The 21,158-nt window shown below is 40.4% G+C and carries 11 protein-coding genes; 8 read left to right on the forward strand and 3 right to left on the reverse strand.

Translation table 11 applies throughout. The features are described 5' to 3' along the window. Nucleotides 1-175 precede the first annotated feature (175 nt). The 3 genes from IPM47_15600 (at nucleotide 176) to IPM47_15610 (ending at nucleotide 3,346) form a co-directional block, all read left to right on the forward strand. The gene (locus tag IPM47_15600; protein ID QQS28271.1) at nucleotides 176-1,609 is read left to right on the forward strand and encodes an aldehyde dehydrogenase; all 1,434 of its coding nucleotides are present in this window, start codon (nucleotides 176-178) and stop codon (nucleotides 1,607-1,609) included. A gap of 75 nt (nucleotides 1,610-1,684) precedes the next feature. After that, complete coding sequence (locus IPM47_15605) at nucleotides 1,685-2,116, forward strand: DUF1311 domain-containing protein (GenBank protein ID QQS28272.1); 432 nt, start codon at nucleotides 1,685-1,687, stop codon at nucleotides 2,114-2,116. Between the two features lie 51 nt (nucleotides 2,117-2,167). Further along, nucleotides 2,168-3,346: an acetyl-CoA C-acyltransferase gene (locus tag IPM47_15610; GenBank protein QQS28273.1), complete on the forward strand. Its 1,179-nt coding sequence runs from the start codon at nucleotides 2,168-2,170 to the stop codon at nucleotides 3,344-3,346. Nucleotides 3,347-3,385: 39 nt separating this feature from the next. On the opposite strand, the gene IPM47_15615 is transcribed toward IPM47_15610, so the two are convergent. The 3 genes from IPM47_15615 to IPM47_15625 form a co-directional block, all read right to left on the reverse strand. Beyond that, a complete protein-coding gene (locus tag IPM47_15615) occupies nucleotides 3,386-4,228 on the reverse strand; it encodes a 1,4-dihydroxy-6-naphthoate synthase (protein ID QQS31501.1) in 843 nt (280 codons plus the stop codon). Between the two features lie 56 nt (nucleotides 4,229-4,284). Beyond that, on the reverse strand, nucleotides 4,285-13,248 hold the full coding sequence (locus IPM47_15620; GenBank protein QQS28274.1) for a tandem-95 repeat protein: 8,964 nt from the start codon (nucleotides 13,246-13,248) through the stop codon (nucleotides 4,285-4,287). A 102-nt stretch (nucleotides 13,249-13,350) separates the two neighbouring features. Beyond that, a complete protein-coding gene (locus IPM47_15625) occupies nucleotides 13,351-13,734 on the reverse strand; it encodes a DUF983 domain-containing protein (protein ID QQS28275.1) in 384 nt (127 codons plus the stop codon). Nucleotides 13,735-13,882: 148 nt separating this feature from the next. Between IPM47_15625 and IPM47_15630 the strand changes: the two genes are divergently transcribed. The 5 genes from IPM47_15630 (at nucleotide 13,883) to IPM47_15650 (ending at nucleotide 21,155) form a co-directional block, all read left to right on the forward strand. Beyond that, nucleotides 13,883-15,256, forward strand: a complete 1,374-nt coding sequence (locus IPM47_15630; protein ID QQS28276.1) for an oligosaccharide flippase family protein — start codon at nucleotides 13,883-13,885, stop codon at nucleotides 15,254-15,256. 258 nt (nucleotides 15,257-15,514) lie between these two features. Then, complete coding sequence (locus IPM47_15635) at nucleotides 15,515-15,892, forward strand: hypothetical protein (GenBank protein ID QQS28277.1); 378 nt, start codon at nucleotides 15,515-15,517, stop codon at nucleotides 15,890-15,892. Between the two features lie 1,115 nt (nucleotides 15,893-17,007). Continuing rightward, a complete protein-coding gene (locus IPM47_15640; protein QQS28278.1) occupies nucleotides 17,008-19,392 on the forward strand; it encodes a TonB-dependent receptor in 2,385 nt (794 codons plus the stop codon). Nucleotides 19,393-19,521: 129 nt separating this feature from the next. After that, nucleotides 19,522-20,490 carry a DUF4249 domain-containing protein gene (locus IPM47_15645; protein ID QQS28279.1) on the forward strand — a complete coding sequence of 323 codons (969 nt, stop codon included), beginning with the start codon at nucleotides 19,522-19,524 and terminating at the stop codon, nucleotides 20,488-20,490. Continuing rightward, nucleotides 20,487-21,155 carry a hypothetical protein gene (locus IPM47_15650; GenBank protein ID QQS28280.1) on the forward strand — a complete coding sequence of 223 codons (669 nt, stop codon included), beginning with the start codon at nucleotides 20,487-20,489 and terminating at the stop codon, nucleotides 21,153-21,155. Before IPM47_15645 ends, IPM47_15650 begins: the two co-directional genes overlap by 4 nt. The last annotated feature ends 3 nt before the right edge of the window (nucleotides 21,156-21,158 follow it).

Consider the following 21,158-nt stretch of genomic DNA (forward strand, 5'->3'; position numbering starts at 1 on the left):
CAGATAACTGAAAGAAAAAGGATAGGTACAATTGATTTACAAATCTTTGAGATTCGTTAATTCATAGTATTTAATCTGTTTGATTGTACCAATTAGCTGGGATAAACGTTACCTTTGTACTAAATTTCATAAATGTAAATCAAGACTTTTTGCTCATTTTTAAACAAATCACAACATGTCTCTTTTAAGCGAATCTGCCACTCTGAATCTCGATTTAATAGATGAAAAAAATGAAATAGCCGAAGTGGTGCAAAAGCAAAAAACATACTTTTCAAGCAACTCCACTAAAAATATTGCTTTTAGAATTGAGCAGTTAAGAAAGCTTCGCAACGCTATTACAGAATTTGAAACCCAGATTTTATACGCGCTCAATCAGGATTTAAACAAAACCGGAATTGAAGCTTATGGAACTGAAATAGCCTTGGTTTTATCAGAAATTGAAGTTGCAATAAAAAAGCTTAAAAGTTGGTCAAGACCCAAAGTGGTTCCAACTCCGATTTTTCATTTTTATTCTAAAAGCAAAATATATCCGGAACCGTATGGAGTTGCCCTGATAATCTCCCCATGGAATTACCCTTTTAATCTCTTGTTTTCCCCTTTAGTTGGAGCGATAGCTGCCGGAAATTGTGCCATTTTAAAGCCATCTGAGTTAACACCTAATGTTTCGAGGGTGATGGCTGACTTAATTCGCAAAACTTTTGAAACGCAGTATGTGGCATTGTTTGAAGGGGATGCTTCTGTTTCTCAAGAATTGCTAAATCACAAATTCGATTATATCTTTTATACCGGCGGCACTAATGTGGGTAAAATCGTTTATACTGCTGCTGCAAAAAACCTGACTCCTGTTACCCTTGAATTAGGCGGAAAAAGCCCCTGCATCGTTCATTCGGATGCAAATATCAACATTAGCGCAAAAAGAATTATAAGCGGCAAATTAATTAACAACGGACAAACCTGCATCGCCCCTGATTATTTGTTTGTACACAAATCAATTAAACATGAGTTAATAGTTGCATTGAAAAAGGAAATCACTGCAATGTTTGGGGAAAATCCGGAAGATAGTCCTCATTTAAGCCGGATTGTAAATGACAGACATCTTAAACGCCTTGAAAAACTGCTGGATTGTGGTGATATCATTGTTGGTGGTCAAATAAATCCTGAAACTAAATATATAGCACCGACTTTGATTGAAAATATTGAGCCAACTGATCCAATCATGCAGGAAGAAATTTTTGGCCCTATTTTACCAATCATGGATTATGAAAATTTGGATGAAGTGATACAGTTTATTAACGAGCGCCCCAAACCGCTTGCTTTGTATTTATATACAGAAAGCAGCGAAACCGGTGAAAAAGTAATTGCACAAACCTCTTCGGGTGCTGTTGCTATTAACGAATCTTTTTATCAGGTAGGGAATTGTAATTTGCCTTTTGGTGGGGTCGGGGAAAGCGGTATCGGAAATTATCACGGAAAATTTAGCTTCGATACATTCTCTCATCAAAAAAGTGTTTTAAAACGCTCTACTTTTATTGACTTGCCTTTGCGGTATGCACCCTATAAATATGGTGAGAAAATTCTGCGTTTTTTGCTCAAATACACTATACATTAATTTCAATCTTAACAGTTGTTTTTCATTTTAAATATCAACTCGTTTTTGAACATTCGCCTATTAAAAAAGTTATTTATGCAGTTGTTAAGGTTTATGAGTCTGTTTTTGTTATGCTTTTTACCCAACTTCACAAGTTTCGCTCAGAATAATAGCAATTCAACGGAAGACCCTATCGAAACTAAGTTAAATACCTGCATGGAGAATAATCCCTCCACTATGGGTGTCGTACAATGTCTTGATACCGCTTATTTGGAATGGGATGCTGAGTTAAACAAGTACTATAAACTCTTGCAAACTGTTGTTTCCAAGGATCAGAAAACCTCGCTCCGTACAGTTCAGCTCTCCTGGATTGAGTATCGGGATAAAGAGTTTGAACTGCTTCAAAAATTGTATGAATCAAAGGAAGGGACTATGTTTATACCCATGATTGTTTACGACAAAGTAGAAATTGTTAAACATCGCGCTTTAGAACTAAAAAGTCATTACAGTTTATTGACAGAATACTAATTTCTTTCAACACCATAAAAGACGTTTTTCAAAACTTAATATTTTTCAATAATGAACGAAGTATATATTGTAGGAATGGCACGCACTCCAATCGGAAGTTTTGGCGGTAGTTTGGCATCCCTAACTGCCGTTGAAATGGGCACTTTAGTGTTACAGGAAGCCGTAAAAAGAGCCGGCATCAATTCCGAAATGATTGACGAAGTTTTCATGGGAAATGTGCTGACTGCAAATAATGGTCAGGCCCCTACACGACAAGCTGTTTTGGCAGCCGGTTTTCCTGTAAATATTCCATGTACAACTATTAACAAAGTTTGTGCTTCAGGAATGAAAGCCATTATGCTCGCTGCTCAGACAATTCGGCTTGGTGATAATGACGTGGTGGTTGCCGGAGGAATGGAAAGCATGAGCAATGCCCCTTTTTACCTGACCAAATCCCGATGGGGAATGAAATATGGCAATGGTGAGCTGATTGATGCCATTGTCAGAGATGGTTTACAAGATCCTTACAAAGGCTATATGATGGGAAACTGCGGTGAAATCTGTGCAAAAGAATACAAATTTACCCGGGAAGAACAAGATGCTTATGCCATTGAATCGTACAAAAGAGCAATTTCAGCTAATGAAAACGGATATTTTGCCGATGAAATCATGCCCGTTTCCATTTCTGCCGGCAAGGGAAAAACCATAGTCGTGAGCGAAGATGATGAATATAAAAATATAATCTGGGACAAAGTATCTGCTCTTCGACCAGCATTTGACAAAGATGGTACTATTACCGCTGTGAATGCTTCAAAAATTAATGACGGTGCTGCTGCTGTGGTTCTGATGAGCAAACAAAAAATGGAGGAATTGGGTCTTAAACCTATCGCAAAGCTTTTAAGCTATGCTGACGCAGGTCAAACACCCGAATGGTTTACAACTACTCCTTCGTTGGCTGTTCCCAAAGCAGTTTCCAAAGCTGGTTTATCTCTTTCTGATATTGACATTTTCGAAATTAACGAAGCATTTTCTGTTGTTGCTTTAGCCAATATGAAACTAATGAACATACCTCATGCCAAGCTCAATGTTTTAGGCGGGGCTGTTTCGTTAGGACATCCCATTGGTGCGTCCGGTGCAAGAATTACCTGTACTTTAATATCAGCACTTAAATATAAAGGTGGAAAAATAGGTAGTGCAGGAATTTGTAACGGCGGTGGTGGTGCTTCCGCCTTGGTTCTGGAGTTGTGCTGAAATTGGGTTATTATAAATATTTAGTTCCGTTGTTGGCGGTTATTGCGATAACGGAACTACAATATTTCCATCAAAGCGGGCAATTAAGTTCAAGTCCTGAGCCATAGCAAATAATCTGCCCACTGCTTCTATGCCTGTATTTCCCAAATCTAAAGTATAGCTGTTAACATACAGTTTGATGTGTTGCATTATTACTGATTCTTCCATTTCCTGTGCATGAAGTTTGATATAAGGCATCGTTTCTTGTTCATGTTCAAAAGCATATTGGACACTTTTTTTAATCAACCGGTCTATCTTTTGTTTTAGTTGCAAAGGCAGATTCCTTTGAACTGCAATTCCTCCCAATGGAATGGGTAATCCTGTGGTTGATTCCCAAAATTCTCCCAAATCAAGTATTTTGATTAGCCCTTTACGTTGATAGGTAAAGCGATTTTCGTGAATTATCAAGCCTGCCTGAACATCTACACCATCTAAAACAGCTTGTTCGATGTCAGAAAACAGCATTACTTTTTTATTTTCCAAATTTGGGTAAGCTAATCCCAAAAGAAAGTTTGCAGTTGTATATTTTCCCGGAATCGCAATACCTGCACTTTTTAGTTCTTCAGCGCTTAAAGATTGCTTTGCAATTAACAAAGGCCCGCAATTATTACCAAGAGCACTTCCTGAATTCAGGAGTCCATAGTATGGCAGTAAATGCCCTAACGCATGATAGCTTAACTTGGTGATCTGTAGTTCTTGCTTAAAAGCAGAATTGTTAAGCGCTTCTACATCTGCTATCACCGGTATAAATTCAATTCCCTCCGTATCAATCTTGCCATTAACTAAAGCATCAAAAATATAAGTATCATTCGGGCAAGATGAAAAACCCAGCGTTAGTTTAATCGTCTTTGAAGGCATCCGTTTTAGAGTTATAGAAGCAAATTTACACTTAGGCAGTATTATTGGTTGACCTCCAGATAACCTTGTAAAATGATGTCCCCGGAATTAGTTTTGAACACATAGAAATACGTTCCATTAGGTACTATGTTTCCGGTTTCTTTAAACGTACCGTCCCAATATTTGGATGAGCTATAATTTTCAGCTTCAAACACAATATTACCCCAACGGTTAAAAATTACCAACTCGTTCAAGTTATAACCGTTGCAATCAATATTTTCGATAACAAACAAATCATTTTTGCCATCATTGTTTGGTGAAATGGCCTGATATGCCTTCGGAATACAAGCAACCGGATTTATTACGGTTATAGTTACTGTTGCAGTATCGCAAATTGTCTCCCCGTTTCCGAAATTTGGATTACAAATTACGTAGGTAAAATTATCATTCCCATAGAAACCGTTATTGGGGGAATAGGTAATAGTTTGGTCTATGTTGATGGTTGCAGTTCCGTTTTCAGGTTGGCTAACAATAGCCACTAAATTCAGGTCTCCGGGTAAAGGATTGATATCGTTATCCATCACATTAATAACAATATCTGTTCCCATCTGTGTAGATGCAATATCATCAACAGCATTTGGATATTGAGGTGCCAACATAACATTAACTATAACAGATGCGGTATCACAACCTAATGAGGGGTAACAAATTACATATTGGAAAGTATCAATGCCTGTAAAACCGGATGCAGGCAAGAAACTATATACTCCGGTAGATCCTATCTGACTTACAAAACCATTGATTAGTCCGGAATTAATGATTGTGATACTCAGGTTTGCAAAATCAGGATAAATATCATTGGTCAAAATTGGAATATTCACGGAAACATCGGCAAACGTTGTGATGCCGGTGTCATCGTAAGCAGCTAATGCGTTGTTGACGGTAACAAATACGGTTGAGGTGTCGCATCCCAATTGTGGATGACAAAGAACATATTGAAACGTGTCATTGCCGGAAAATCCGGTTTCCGGTATATAAGTTATGCTATTGTCAACGTTTACAATAAGCGTTCCCGATTCCGGTTCTTCAATTATTTCAACAGTGATTGTCCCATCATCAGGATAAACATCGTTGGCAAGTACATCTATCACTAAAAGTATATTGTCTTCAGTTTCCGCAAAAGAGTCATTGGCTATCAAGGCATCAATAACTGTAACAGTTACAGTTACAAAAGAACATTCTCCATACTGATCGCAAATTTGGACAACAATGCTTTCCTCTCCTACAAACAATGGGTCGGGCTGATAATTGATGCAATCACTTGAAATAGTAGCAGTTCCGTTGACAGGTTGTGTGGAAATAGTGGAGGTATAGCTATTTCCATCAGGTTCGGTTACATCAAGACATATTTCTACAGGTGTGTTTTGAGAAGTAGTGGTTGATTGCGAAGAAGCAGTCGGGGCGTTATTCAGGATGAAGGTAATGTTGGAAGTAACACAAATAGGAGGAATACCATCATCACAAACTGTAATTACTATGACCACATTTCCTGTTCCGGATTGAGGTGCGGTATAACTCAAACAGTTACCGGTCAGTGAAGCAGAACCAATGTTTGGGTTGATGCTTGTTATAGAATAACTTAGCAAATCGCCATTGGGGTCGGTAGCAGTTACGCAAATCGTTTCATTATCTCCAACCGTCAGGACAACCGGTGCAACAGGTTCTACTACCGGGGCTGTGTTTGTTGAATTTACCTGTATTGTAATTGTTACAAGAACGCAATTGTCAAATACATCGCAAAGTTCCAGAACTACCATATCAGTGCCCACAAAACCCGAAGCCGGATTGTACGAAATACAATTGTTGTTTGTAACAATTGCAGTACCATTTGACGGCGAAGTAAAAATGCTTATTGTAGTTTCATCATTTTCGGGATCTGATATATTGATACATGCTTCTACAGGCACACCTATCGGAGTTGAAACAGTTATGTTAGCGGCAGAAGGAGGAAGATTGGCAAATACAGTAACAAATGCGCTTGCAGTTGAGCAGTTTCCAAAAACGTCGCATACCAAAATACTCACCAGGTCGCTGCCTGTATAATTGAGGTTTGGAATGTATGTAAAACAAGTGCTGCTTAGTGTGATTACAGTTCCGTTGCTGCTTGTACCAAAAAGGGTGTTGAAATTGTCTCCTTCCGGGTCACTAATCGGGACACAAACAGTAATAGGTGTATTAAATGAAGTGGTATTAAAAACATTATTCACCAACGGCGGTTGATTGGCTTGTTGCAACACAGAAATATTGATGGAACCAACCGAGCAATTTCCACTGACATCGCAAACTTGAACCAATATCTGATCATTACCTGAAAAACCGTTATTGGGTGTATATAAAACACAAGTATCATTGTTGATTTGGGTAGTTCCATTTGCCGGTGTGCTGCTCAAAATGGTCAACGTAAATGCTTCATTTTCAGGATCAGTTATAGTAAGACATACATTTACAGATGTGTTTTGTGGGGTAGAAACGGAAACATTATTAAAGGAAGGTGCTGCATTGCTGACAAAATAGACATTGACCGTCGTACAAGCTCCAAATTCGTCGCAAACAATTAACTGCGCTAAATCAAAAGTTGTGAACTGCGGTGTGGGAGTATAGGTAAAACAATCTGAATTGTTCATGGTAACGGTCCCGTAAATTCCGTTATACTGAATGGTTGTGTTGTAATTGTTCCCATCCGGTTCTGTAATACTCAGACAAGCTGTTACCGGATTCGTGTTATTTGGAACGATTACCGTAAGATCGGGCACAACAGGTGCCTGATTTGACTGTGGTAAAACAGTGATGGTGATTGTCGCCGGCGTACAAGCTCCTAAGTTATCGCATACAATAACTTCGGTTACTTCTGTTCCTGAAAAATTATTGGGTGTATAAATGAAACATCCTAAAACAGGCTGGGTAATTGTTCCGTTTAATGGGAAATTTTGAACAGATACGGTATAAGGATTGCCATTGGGTTCAACAATTCCAAGACAAATATAAATCGGAGTATTATAAGGCGTTGTTGCAGTAACATTGCTGACAATCGGAGGCTGATTGGGTGCAGGCTCTACATTTAAGGTGATTGTTACCTGATCGCAACCCGAAATTCCATCGCAAACCGAAACAATTATCACATTAATTCCGCTAAACCCTGTGTTTGGTGTAAATGTGATGCAATTGGCTTGTGCATCTATGTTTAAAATTCCGTTTACAGAACCACTGACTAACTGGGTTGTTGTAGCATCTCCATCCTCGTCAAAAATTTCTAAACAAATAAGTTGGGTTGTATTGTGAGGAATATTGACAATAATATCCGGAGAAACAGGCGGCGTGTTTGGTTTGGGTTGAACATTGACCAATAGTTGTATCAATGTACAATCACCGCATGGGTCGCATATATTGATCGCCATCGCATCGGGACCTTCAAAATCTGAGCCGGGGTTGTAGATGACACAAGTCCCGTTTAATACACTAACTGTTCCGTTTGTTGGAAAGCTGACAATGTTCAGGTTGGTTGGTTGTCCGTCCGGTTCATTGATGTCTAAGCAAATCGTTGTCGGGGTTTGATACTCAATATTGACATTCTGATTAGAGGCAATCGGAGGATTATTTGGGGTTACATTGACTGCTACCGGTAATACTGCACAATCATCATAAGGGTAATATGAATCGCATACAGTTACATCAAAAAAGTCCGTTCCCGTAAACCCTGAATTAGGGGTATAGGTAATGATATTAGCAATAATACTGACTGAACCATTGACCGGATTTCCTGTAATATAGGTTAAAATATCACCGGGTCCATCTGAATTAATGACTTCCGGTAAAGCCACAGTTACCGCATCGTTAATACAGGTATTGATAATCATAGATTGTTCTGACCAAACCGGAGCCGAATCACAATTGGCTATGATGGCTGTAATTTGATTACAGCCGGCAGAACCGGCACATAACTGAATGGTTAAAGTATCAAAATTTGCAGTTGCAAATGCTGATACATACGTAAAACAAAATACACCGTTAAAACTGATGCTGCTGCTTAACTGCGAAACCACATTGGGAATGAGTGCAGAACATCCGTCATAGTTTGCGGAATAACAAACCTGAACGGGTTGCAATGGATTGGTACAATGAACAATGCCTGATGCGGTATTAAAAATTGGGCTTGAAGGAATATCAATAGTAACCAAAACCTGATCAGTAGTTTGGCATCCTGTTATAGAGTTGGTTACGGTTACCGTATATAGTGTGGTGATTGCGGGAGATGCAATGGGATTTGAAATATTAACATCACTCAGCCCTTGTGCAGGAGACCAAAGATAGCTGTCTCCTCCAATGGCATTTAACTGTACATTACTGCCTTCACAAATAATCACATCTTCCCCGGCATAAGCAAAACCCGGACTGTTTACGTAAACAACAACTTCATCAGTATTGGCACATTCTGTACTTCCGGTATCGGGATATTGAACAGTTACGGTATATACTGTGGTTTCATCAGGAGTAGCCACCGGATTTTGTATGTTTGGATTGTTTAACCCTTCAACCGGTGTCCAGCTATATGAAATTCCTCCGCCTGTAACAAATAGCTGTGCAGAACTTCCTTCACAAATCTGAATATCACTCCCGGCGTTTGGACGTGGAACAACATGTACATAGACCAAAGACTGCCCTTTACATCCGATAGCATCTGTATAGGTTAACGTATATAGTATGGATGAGGTAGTAAATGTAGTCGGGTTTGGTATATTGTTGGCCGACAAATTGATATTTGGAGTCCATTCATAACTAACAATACTCGCTTCCGGTATTTCGGGATTTAATATTGATTCATCTCCTGAACACATAATCAATGTATCTGTCGGTGTTTCATAGATGACTTGAGGGATGACAACAATTGAGGCCATGTCCTGACAACCTGTAAAGGTCTGGGTTACTGTAACGGTAAATGTAGTGGTATCTGTAATACTGACAATTGGATTGGCCACCTGATTGCTCCCAATTACATTGACTGCCGGTTGCCAGTTATAGGGTATTCCCAAACCCCCTCCTCCTACACCGCCGGTTGCGCTTAGGGGTGTCGGCTCATTTGTACATACAAAGATGGTATCCGGCTCAAGAATATTGGCAACAGGAAGTTGAAGGGTTTTTACCCTGACTGAATCAATTGCCTGACAGCCTGTAGTAGTATTGGTTACAATTACTTTGAAATAAAAATTATCTAATACCAAACCGGCTACAAATGGGTCTGCAACAAAAGGATCGTTAATGACTGTATTGGGTATCGGCAGCCATTCATAAGCGTCGCCTCCACTTGCTTGTAACTGGACAAATTGATTTAAACATACATTTACATCCTGTCCGGCATCTGCATCCGGAAGTGCAATGGGATATACCGTAACCATATCGGTCAGGATGCAATTCCCGTTTTTACCCACTACAACAAACGTGGTTGTATCCGTAACTGCAATTTCCAACGTTGATGATAAACTCAGCACAGTGTTGGGATGATTGATTTCATACCAATAAACTTCGCAGGTATTGACCGTAGCATTTAAGCTGACTACTTCGTTTTGACAAGATGTAATGTCTTCCGGTGCTTCAACTATTAAAGGGCTGACAACAACATGATCAACATAATAGTACGCATATCCCGACGAATTCGGGCTGACCGAAACAAGCGGGTCATTGTTGAACCCAAAATTCCCGATCGCAATAAATTCGTAAGGTTGTGTTGCTATAAAGGTGTTGGAAACAGCAACCCAGTTTTCTGTTTCAAATAAATAATTTCCTTGCGGATTGTAAACTTGCGGCGCTTCCGTCAAATTCAACGATTCATTGATTGCAGTCGTTGAAAAATACATTCCAATATCTGTCGCCGCAAATTGACTCGTCTCGGCAAGACTTACATACATGGTCGCACAATATAACTGACCCTGAACCAAAGGGGCATCCAAATGCGTGGTGATGTATTGTTTTCCGATTTCAGGACTGTTGCCGTCCACCGTTATTCCGATATATCCACTTCCTACAAGGGGTAACTGATTTCCATATATGTTCTGAGGAACTCCAACTTCACTTTCTCCCCCACAGGTATTATACCAATCCGCCTGATAGCAACCGGTTATCTCAGTGGACACTGACCCTAATACCGAAAGTCCAGTTCCAATTTGTACAAGAAACTGCATGGTCGGCGGAACTGCTATTCCTGAAGGAAGCACATACTCAAAAAAATCGGTTTGACCATTGGTATAAGTCGAGGTCGCATTATTGGGATCGAAAAATAAAATGGCATTAAAGGGCGCATTGACAGGCTGTGAAACAAAATAAGTGGCTTGTGTCCCTGCATAATTGCTCCCATCAGCAGGACTGTCAACCCCCGTTCCGTCAGGAAGTTGGAAAGATGCAAAGACAAAGGGTTGCGGGCACATATTGGTGATGCTGAACGAAAATGTGTGCGAGCCGTTGCCATTTTCTGTAATGGACTGTAACACAAGATTAACACAGGGATGGGAGAATGTTGCACATGAACCCGAACCCGGTGTTTGCCAGAAATCCAGATTGTCGGCTTGCCCTAAAGTTGTCGGACATACTCCTAATTCAAAACTTCCGTCCTGAATTACATTGTCATTCTCACAGATCTGCGTGCAGGTCTCGATAATTACCGGAATATACGCCGTTTGCGCACATCCTCCCGGATTGGTAATCGTCAGTTTGGCCATATAACTTCCCGGCTCTGTATAGATATGTGCGACAAAAGAAGACTCCGTACTATTGATTATTCCGTCATTTTCAAAGTCCCAGGCATATTGTGCTCCCGGCAAAACATCGGTTGAAGTGTCGGTAAAAATAGCAACCGCTCCTGCACAATTGGCTAAAACTTCAAATCCTGTTAAGGGGGGTTGTATAAAAATTACCTGAAAACTTTTGCTGACATAGCATTGCCCGTATTGCGCCCAGACAATGTAATTTTTAACCGCAGGCGATTCCGTGTTTACCGTCAATTCCGGGCCGGTACTTAATATCACTCCCGGTGCGCTCAAATCATACCACTCATAAGCACAAAAAATCCCCGAAACACTGAAGGTGGTCTCCTCATTCAGACAGGCAACCGGAGAATAATTGACCTCTAATTCCGGCAAAGGACTGACGGAAACATCGTCTATATAATAATAGGCATATTCCTGAAGCGCAGGAGAAGGATTTGGCAGATTGACCCATTGCGTATTGGCATCGTCATAAAAATTACCAATAGTGATATATTCTACCGGTGTCGTTGGCGTATAATTTCCCGATACCGTTACCCATCCCTGACCGTCATCAATGATATTACCGGGTGGATTACTCACATCCGGCGTTAAAAACAAAGGTGCCTGTGTGGTTAGTCCTATCGAATCTGTAGAAAAATAAGCGCCTATCTGGTCAGTGGCTTTCCCCGATAACGTACTGAGAAAAACATTAAAACTGATACAGTAGGTTTGTCCGGGAGTTAAGGCTTCTGTCAGTTTTGTAGATGCATACTCCCTGTAATTTGCCCCATAAGTGTAAAGACCAAGATACCCGTTTCCACTTAACGGGGTCGTAGTTCCAAAGCTGTTTGTGGGTGTTGAGGCCTCTCCGGTTGCACAACTATGCAAAAAATCGGGCGAACTTGTTGTCGGCGAAAACCACGGTGAAGCATAGTTGAGATTGCCGAGATTTGTCGGGCATGTCGTGTAATATTCGGCTTGAGGGTTTGGTATATAATTGATAAAACTGTTGGAATTTTCACAGGGGTTACAGACTTCTGTAATGATGACCGGAACCGTTGTTTGTATCTGACAGGTTCCTCCCAACGCATAAATCGTCAGTGTTACCGGATAGGTTCCGACATCGGGAAATGTATAAGATGCACCGCCAAGTGTATAGGCATCTGCAAGACCGTCATTGTCAAAATCCCATTCATACAACGAGCCGGGCGTAATATTGGACGACAAATCTATTAACCCCGTACTGCTGCCCGCACATGACCCGATATACGTAAAATCGGCAACCGGCGGCGGCGACAATACAACAACCGTAATGTTTTGCTGACGCTCGCAATATCCGTTATAGGCTTTTATTATGAAGGTAGTGGTGGTGGTAATAATACCGGAAAATGTGTTTTCTGTTCCGATTATTGTAAAGGGGTCTCCGGCTGTTGCCCACGAATAAGTTTCACCTCCGGTAGCCGTTATGGTAACTTCTCCGGCAGCACATAAAACCGGATTGGGGCTGATGGATACATTAAAAGCAGGTAATTCGTAAATCTCCACATCGTCCACATAATAATAGGCACGGCTTACCAACGGACCGCTAACGCCCGGTATCGAAAGGTCTTGAGAGTTTGTGCCGGTGTTATTGCTGAAATTACCGATTGTTGCCCATTGATACGCCTCATTTGCCACAATCGTGCCGCTGATTGTTACCCAATCTTCAGATTTGTCTGAAATAATCCCGTTTGTATTTAAAACCTGAGGGGTATATCCTAAAAACAAACCTCCGTTGGTTACCGATACTTGAGTAGTAGAAAAATATAACCCGATATTTTCAACACCGACAAAGGTGAAATCTGCTAAACTGACCTGAAAAGACACGCAATAGGTCTGACCCGGTATCATAGGCTCGCTTAATGGTGTCGTAATATAATCGCGGCTATTATCCGGAGCATAAGCAAGAAATCCGGCATAACCCAATCCGGAATGTGGCAGTTGTACCCCATAAAAATTTGCGGGAATATCTACCCCGCTTGCCCCATCCGAACAACTGTTGAAATAATCGGGGCTGCCATCGGTTGCCGGTATCCAGTTATTACAGTCGGAAATATTATTGAGTGAGGAAGGGCAAATATCGTATTCTTCAAAATCACCGTTTATAACCAGATTTTGTGCTTGTATAGGGCAGTTATAAATCACCATGACCGCAATCAATATCAGCTTCATTGTCTTATTAATTCTACTCATCGCCCTGTTCGCTTTTATTGTATAAATGTATTTTGGCAACAAAGATAAGGCTATTCACTTAATCATCATATTGCTTTGTATGCCTTTTACCAATATAAGTTACTATTTATCTTTGCGCGGTTGCAACCACCATACATAGATCCCTAACCAAATCGCCCTTGAAACCCGAAACCAATAGGTCCAACCCAATATGATCAATCCAATATAAATAAACAACTCTTTCGGATACAAATACCCCGTAATCAATATGTCCATCCCCAACAAAAATATAATCACCAATGCCGTCAGCGCATAACTGACAAACATCGCTCCGTAATAAAACTCAACCTCAACCTCAAAATCCTGCTGACATTCAACACATCGCGGCGGCATTTTGTCTATGTCTTTCAGGTTAAACAAATTAGGGTTGGTAAATAATTTACCCTTCCCACAATTAGGACACCGCAAAGCAAGAACTGCCCATATTTTTTTGATGACATTCATCATTCACAATCATTTAAACGTTTTAAAAAAAAATTGAAGAAACAGTAAAAAGTCAAAGCTAACATTTAGTTTTAGTTTTTTTCACTTTAACTTTTTCACTTTTAGTTTTTCACTTTTCACTTTTCACTTTAAGTTTTTCACTTTTCACTTTATGATAGTAGGCAAATTTCTATCCCGGTTTATCGGAGCTTCTGAAAACCGCGCCTATTTAATCAAAGGTTCAGCAGGCACATTTGCCTTACATGGGTCATCTATTCTGCTCGGATTTCTGACCTCCTGGATTTTTGCAAAATTGCTCGGCGTAGATCAATATGGTTTGTTTACCTGGTTCCTTTCCTGGCTCACAGTTTTAGGAACTTTGGCTGTCATGGGTTTGGAATTGTATCTGGTAAAACTCACCGCAAACTATCGTTCATCCAATAACTTATCCCTTCTAAAAGGCGCATGGATGTATGCAGTCTTTGTCGTTTTAACCGTTTCAGCCCTCATCTTGCTTTTGACGGCCCTCCTCTTTTTCCCCTTAAATCAAATTTTCTCCTTCCCTTTAGGTTCAATTCTGGCAAATTCCGAAAACAAAAAACTATTGGCAATCCTCTTGCTTTGCCTCCCTTTTATTGCCATCTCGCGGGTTTTTGAAGGCATGTTGCGCGGTGCTAAGTTTGTCATCAGCAGCCAGTTTCCCGAAATGCTGGTCAAACCCCTCCTTTTACTCGTCCTCGCAATCGGTTGCTACTGCATCGGCAATGCATCCATTACCCTGACTCAAACCATTTACCTCCAAATTTGCAGCATCGTTTTTGCCACCCTGATCTATGCGTTCTTGCTGGTAAAAAAATTCCCCGGCGACTTCTTTTCAGCAACCGCAAAATACGAAATATCCCCCTGGACAAAGGGCATGTTATCTTTTCTCGCCGTAAGTATCTTGTCCATCATCAATACCCGTGCCGACCTCATCCTGTTAGGCTCCCTCGCCAGCCCGGCCGAAGTAGGCATTTACAACATAGCAGCCCGCCTCGCCGATGTCCCGAAAACCATCCTCATCGCTGCCAATCTCGTCATGGCTCCCATGATTGCCGACTTTTTTACCCGGCAAGACTTTAACCGCCTCCAAAAACTCCTCACCAAAAGCGTCCGACTCATTACCCTCTCCGCTGTTCCCATTTTCCTCGCTTTCGTTTTTGGAGGAAAAACCATCCTCAGCTTTTGGGGCATCGCTTTCAAACAAGGATATTTCGCACTCGTCTGTATGGGCTTCGCTCAACTCTTCAACCTCGCAATGGGTTCCGTAGGAGTAGTATTAATGATGACCGGCCACCAACGTTGGGTTTCCTACGGCTTAGCACTCGGCACAGCCACCGGATTCCTGCTCAATCTTTTCTTAATCCCGCTAATGGGGCTTAACGGCGCTGCCTTTGCCGCACTCGCCTCAACAGTCGTCTGGAATTTCTTTCTCGCAGCCATCGTCATCAAAAAACTCGGCCTCGACCCAACCATTCTCGGCTTCTTAAAGCCCAAACCCCATTAAGCTGATTGTTAAAAATAATCAAACCCTAAAATCTCCCCTAAGATTTTTTTAAGGGTAAAAAACCCTTTCCTGTCCCTGTCGAGTGGATGGGCATGCGTCTTTCATCCCGAAGCAGTCCCCCTCCCTTAACCACACCCCTACTCCATCCCACATGAACTATTTGATAGCTGTTCACACAATCAAGCCAAACCCCTTTTCATCAAAACCAACGAGGCTAAAAAAACGTAAATCTTTTTTCAAATCATAGCAACTGTCATTTTGGCAGAAAATCACCCCTGTCAAGGGCTTATTTTTTGTCAAAACGACGTAGCGAAAGATTTTGACGACATAGAGAAAGATTTTGACGACATAGAGAAAGATTTTGACGACATAGAGAAAGATTTTGACGACTTAGAGAAAAGTTTTGACGACTTAGAGAAAAGTTTTGACGACTTAGAGAAAAGTTTTGACGACTTAGAGAAAGATTTTGACGACTTAGAGAAAAGTTTTGACGACTTAGAGAAAAGTTTTGACGACTTAGAGAAAGATTTTGACGACTTAGAGAAAAGTTTTGACGACTTAGAGAAAGATTTTGACGACTTAGCAAGTGTTTTGAACAATAAAAACAAAAAAAGAGGCAGAAAAAAACTTAGCTAAAATCAAGAAGCAACTACAAAAGAAATCAGCGAAAATCTGCGGTATATAATAGAAAAAGAAAAATCCGCGAAAATCTGCGGGAAACAAAAATCAAACGCAAAAAAAATCCGCGGAAGAAAAAAGCAAACCCAAAAGAAATCCGCGAAAATCTGCGGTAGATAAAAGAAAAAGCAAAAATCCGCGAAAATCTGCGGGAAAAAAATAGAAAAAGCAAAAAAACTCTGCGGCAAAAAAAAGCAAACCCAAAAAAAATCCGCGAAAATCAGTGGTAAAAAAAAGCAAACCCAAAAAAAATCAGCGGCAAAAAATAGCAAACACAAAAAAAATCAGCGAAAATCTGCGGTAGATAAAAGAAAAAGCAAAAATCCGCGAAAATCTGCGGGAAAAAAAAGCAAGCGCAAAAAAAACTCTGCGAAAGAAAAAAGCAAACCCAAAAGAAATCCGCGAAAATCTGCGGTAAAAAATAGAAAAAGCAAAAAATCAGCGAAAATCTGCGGGAAAAAAAAGCAAGCACAAAAAAAACTCTGCGAAAGAAAAAAGCAAACCCAAAAAAAATCAGCGAAAATCAGCGGCAAAAATAGAAAAAGCAAAAAATCAGCGAAAATCAGTGGTAAAAAAAGCAAACCCAAAAATAAATCTGTGGGAAAATAAAGCAAACCCAAAGAAATCAGCGAAAATCTGCGGTAGATAATAGAAAAAGAAAAAATCAGCGAAAATCTGCGGTAAAAAATAGAAAAAGCAAAAAAAATCAGCGGCAAAAAAAAAGCAAACCCAAAAAAAATCAGCGAAATCAGCGGCAAAAAATAGAAAAAGCAAAAAATCAGCGAAAATCAGTGGTAAAAAAAAGCAGAAAAACTCTCCTTCCTCTTATCTCTAATTACACAGAAAAAAATCAATTTGCCGACTTAGCGAAAGGTTTTGACGACTTGTCAAAAACAAAAGATGAAAAGAAAATAAATCTCAGCAAACAATAAACCCCTGTTAAAACAGCAGCAGACCAACTGAGAGAAATGAGAATGTAATCCATAAAAAACCATGTTCATTCATCCAACCTTCACAAAAATTAACTGTTTATAGTTTCGTACTATTTATTTCATTAAACCCAAAAACTCAGGATGATTAACCGGTCTTTATACCTGGTGTTACTATTTTTTTTTAGTTTAACTACTGCATTTGCTCAATCACCACAAAAATTTACACTCAGCGGATATGTACGCGATGCCGGAAATGGTGAAACCCTCTTGGGAGCCTCAGTTTACCTTGCCGACAATAAAAGTGCAGGAACATCCACCAACCTTTACGGGTTCTATTCCCTCACATTGCCCGATGGCACCTATACCGTTGAAGTTTCTTTTCTGGGTTATAACACCCAACAATTCACCGTTCGTCTAAATCAAAATCAAACGTTAAATATAGATTTGACCGGGATTGGGGTGATGATCGAAAATGCCGTAGTTATCACATCAACCCGTCAAGACCAAAACGTCAAAGACACAGACATGGGAAGGATGGATTTATCGGTCGAAACCATCAAATCATTACCTGCTTTGGGCGGAGAAGTTGACATTATCAGGGCGATCCAGTTGATGCCGGGCGTTAAAGGCTCCGGTGATGTCAGTTCCGGATTATATGTAAGAGGCGGCGGGCCTGACCAAAACTTAGTCCTGCTCGATGAAGCCGTTGTTTACAATATCGGGCATTTATTCGGATTTTTCTCCGTTTTTAACTCCGATGCCATTAAAAACAATACCTTATACAAAGGCAGTATGCCCGCAGAATACGGAGGCAGACTGTCCTCTGTTTTAGATGTTTCCATGAAAGACGGCAACAATAAAAATTTCGGAATGGCCGGAGGAATCGGGAATATCGCTTCCCGGTTGACCATCGAGGGCCCCTTGAAAAAAGATCAGGGCTCCTTTTTAGTTTCAGGCAGACGAACTTATGCCGATGTCTTGGCGCGACCTTTTTTAAAAGGAACCGATTTTGAAGGCAACGGCTACTATTTTTATGACTTAAACCTGAAAACAAATTACCGGTTCTCCGACAAAGACCGGCTTTTCCTCAGCGGTTATTTCGGCCGCGATGTCTTTAATTTTAAAAGCACAGACGGGTTTAGCCTCAACATGCCTTGGGGAAATTCCACCGCAACCTTGCGATGGAACCACCTTTTCAGCCGTAAATTATTTATGAACGCCACTGCCGTTTACAATTCCTATTATTTTGGAGCAAATTCTACCTTCGACGACTTCAGCTCAAAGTTTTACTCCGGGGTTCGCGATTGGAACGGAAAAATAGATTTTGATTATTTCCCCTCCTCTAAGCACGAAATTAAATTCGGGGCAAACTATACCTATCACACATTTACCCCTTACACCGTCGAAGCAGTGGTCGGCGACACCAAAATAAACACAGACGAACTCAACAAACAGAACGCCCACGAAATAGCCGTTTATATCAGAGATGAAATTGAATTTAACGAAAAACTCAAAATCAACTTTGGACTAAGGGCTTCCGCTTTTCAACAAATAGGCCCCTATAAAACCGCCATTCTTAACAACGAAGGACTACCCATCGATTCCATAACCTACGATAAAGGAGAACCCATTGCAACCTATGGAGGCATCGAACCACGGTTGAATATCAGATATTCTCTCACTTCTTCAAGCTCCGTCAAAGCAGGAGTTACCGTTGCAAATCAATACATCCATCTTGTATCTAACTCAACAGCCCTTTTGCCAACCGATTTATGGGTGCCAAGTACAAAATTAGTCAAACCACAAAGAGGCATTCAATATTCAGTAGGTTATTTTCACAACTTAGTTGACAATACTTACGAGTTCTCAGTCGAAACCTACTTCAAAACCCTCAACAATCAAATAGAATTTTCCGAAAATTACTACCCCGAACTAAACGCACTAATCGAAAACAGTTTCGTATTTGGTAAAGGCCGCGCCTATGGAATTGAATTTTTCGCACAAAAACAAAAAGGTAAACTAACCGGCTGGGTCGGATACACCCTCAGCAGAACAGAAAGAACTTTCCCCGGTATCAATCAGGGTAAAACCTTCCCCGCCCGTTATGACCGCACCCACGACCTGTCTGTCGTTGCAATTTATGATATTACCGATCGCTGGAACTTAGGGGCTACCTTCGTTTACAATACCGGACAAGCCATTACACTCCCAAACAGCTTCTTCATGATAGAAAACTGGATTTACACAGAATTTGACATGCCCCGTAACTCCTATCGCATGAAACCCTATCATCGTCTTGACTTGTCCGCAACATACCGCCTCAACAAAAACCCGAATGCCAAACTAAAATCAGACCTGAATATCTCTGTTTACAATGTTTATAGTCGTTTTAACCCATTCTTCCTCTATGCCGTACCCGAAGTAAGCCAGGGAACGGCAGGTACAACCGGCTCAATAGACATCAAACTAAAACAGGTTTCCCTTTTCCCCATTATCCCCTCATTGACCTGGAACTTCAAGTTATAATAACTAAAGCCCAAATTTTCAAGATAAAGTCTGACAGCAATCCTGTTCCGTCTGTTGCCAGATAACCTGCATTTCACAGAATTTCAAATCAAACTTTTAGAAAAAAAAATTGACCAAAAGAAATAAACAATGACTCAATATTTAAGACATCATATCCTTACCATAAAACACATCATAGCATTAATCGCTACCGCCTTCCTGCTCACTAATTGCGAAAAGGAAGTAATATTAGACCTTCCCGATCCCATTGCAAAAATTGTGGTCGAGGGAAGTATCGAAACCGGCGCAGCACCAATCGTTTCAATAAGTCAGAATTTCCCTTATTTCGGCACTATTAATGTTACAGACATTGCCAACAATTATGTGCGGGGAGCAACTGTTCTGGTATCAGACGGAACCAATGAAGTAGAATTGGAAGAATTTTGCTGGTCACAATTAACTGACGAACAAAAAGAATTGATAGCTCAGATGGCAGGAAGTGCTTTGCCCGACAGTATTCCATCTGGTTTTGATTTTTGCATCTATACGTTGTTCTCTTTAAATCCCACATTGGTCGGAGAAAACGGCAAAACTTATACCTTGCATATCACAACTGCCGAAGGTAAACAATTACATGCACAAACAACTATTCCATTGCCCGTTCCTTTAGATTCTATCTGGACTGAACAAAGTCTTGATCCGGATTTATCCAATTATTACCGCGTTTATGCAAGATTGCAGGATCCCGATACATTGGGAAACTACTACCGTTATTACACACAAGTGCAGGACGAACCTATGTACCCCGGTTTTAGATCCGTGTATGACGATATGCTCATCAACGGCAAAAACATCTTTTTCCCTTTAGATAAAGGTATTTTCAAAGGAGCAGAAATTGATTTTAAAACCTATGGATATTTTGAAAAAAACGATACAGTAACCGTAAAATGGGTTACAACCGACTTTGACACCTACAACTTTTGGCGTTCTTTAGAGTTCAGCTCCAATTCAAGCAGCCCCCTTGGCGGTTCAACTCAGGTAAACCATAATATTGAAGGAGGAATCGGAATTTGGGGTGGATATTGTATCAGTACACTTGAAACCATAATTATAGAATGAAAACTTTGTTGATGTTTCTCCTTTGTGGATTATTGATTACGGAAGCGCTAGGGCAAAGTGTTGTTCAGGAAATGAAAATAGCACGGGAAATCGCTCATCAACATATAAAATCCTTAAAAAACGGAGCTTTACTTGTCCGGTTAAAAACCCGCGACAAATCGTTGGAAGCCTATCGTGCAGCAGGTGCAGAAGAACTTGCTAAAAGAATTGAACAAGAACAATTTGAAGAAAATTTAAGAACCTTTAATGTCTTTACCGAATTTTTTGATTTCTGTCCGGTCTATTTCTTTTATGCCAATCAAACAAAACAGGTGCTCTCCGGCGAAACGAAAGGAAATTTATTGAATGAGTATTTACAACCCGATTCAACCATTCAGTTGCTTACCGACACCTTTTATATAGCCGAAATTGATGTGCTTTATGAAACCCTGCCTGACGAAGATGAAGAATTTGATGAAACCCTCAAGGATGAAAACATTCAAAAAGCCAAAAACCGTCATACAGAAACCACGCTACAAAATGTAATAGTTATTAAAGACCGGAATTTAGTACAATTAAAACGTCCCTTCCCTTTTTATGTAAGGACAATGCTTGACCGTTTTTTACCTTCAAAAGTGGCAAAATTTAATCTTCAACTGCACAAATTTTATGCCAACGCAAACTAAAAT

Source organism: Sphingobacteriales bacterium (genome assembly GCA_016700115.1).
GTDB lineage: Bacteria > Bacteroidota > Bacteroidia > Chitinophagales > UBA2359 > UBA2359.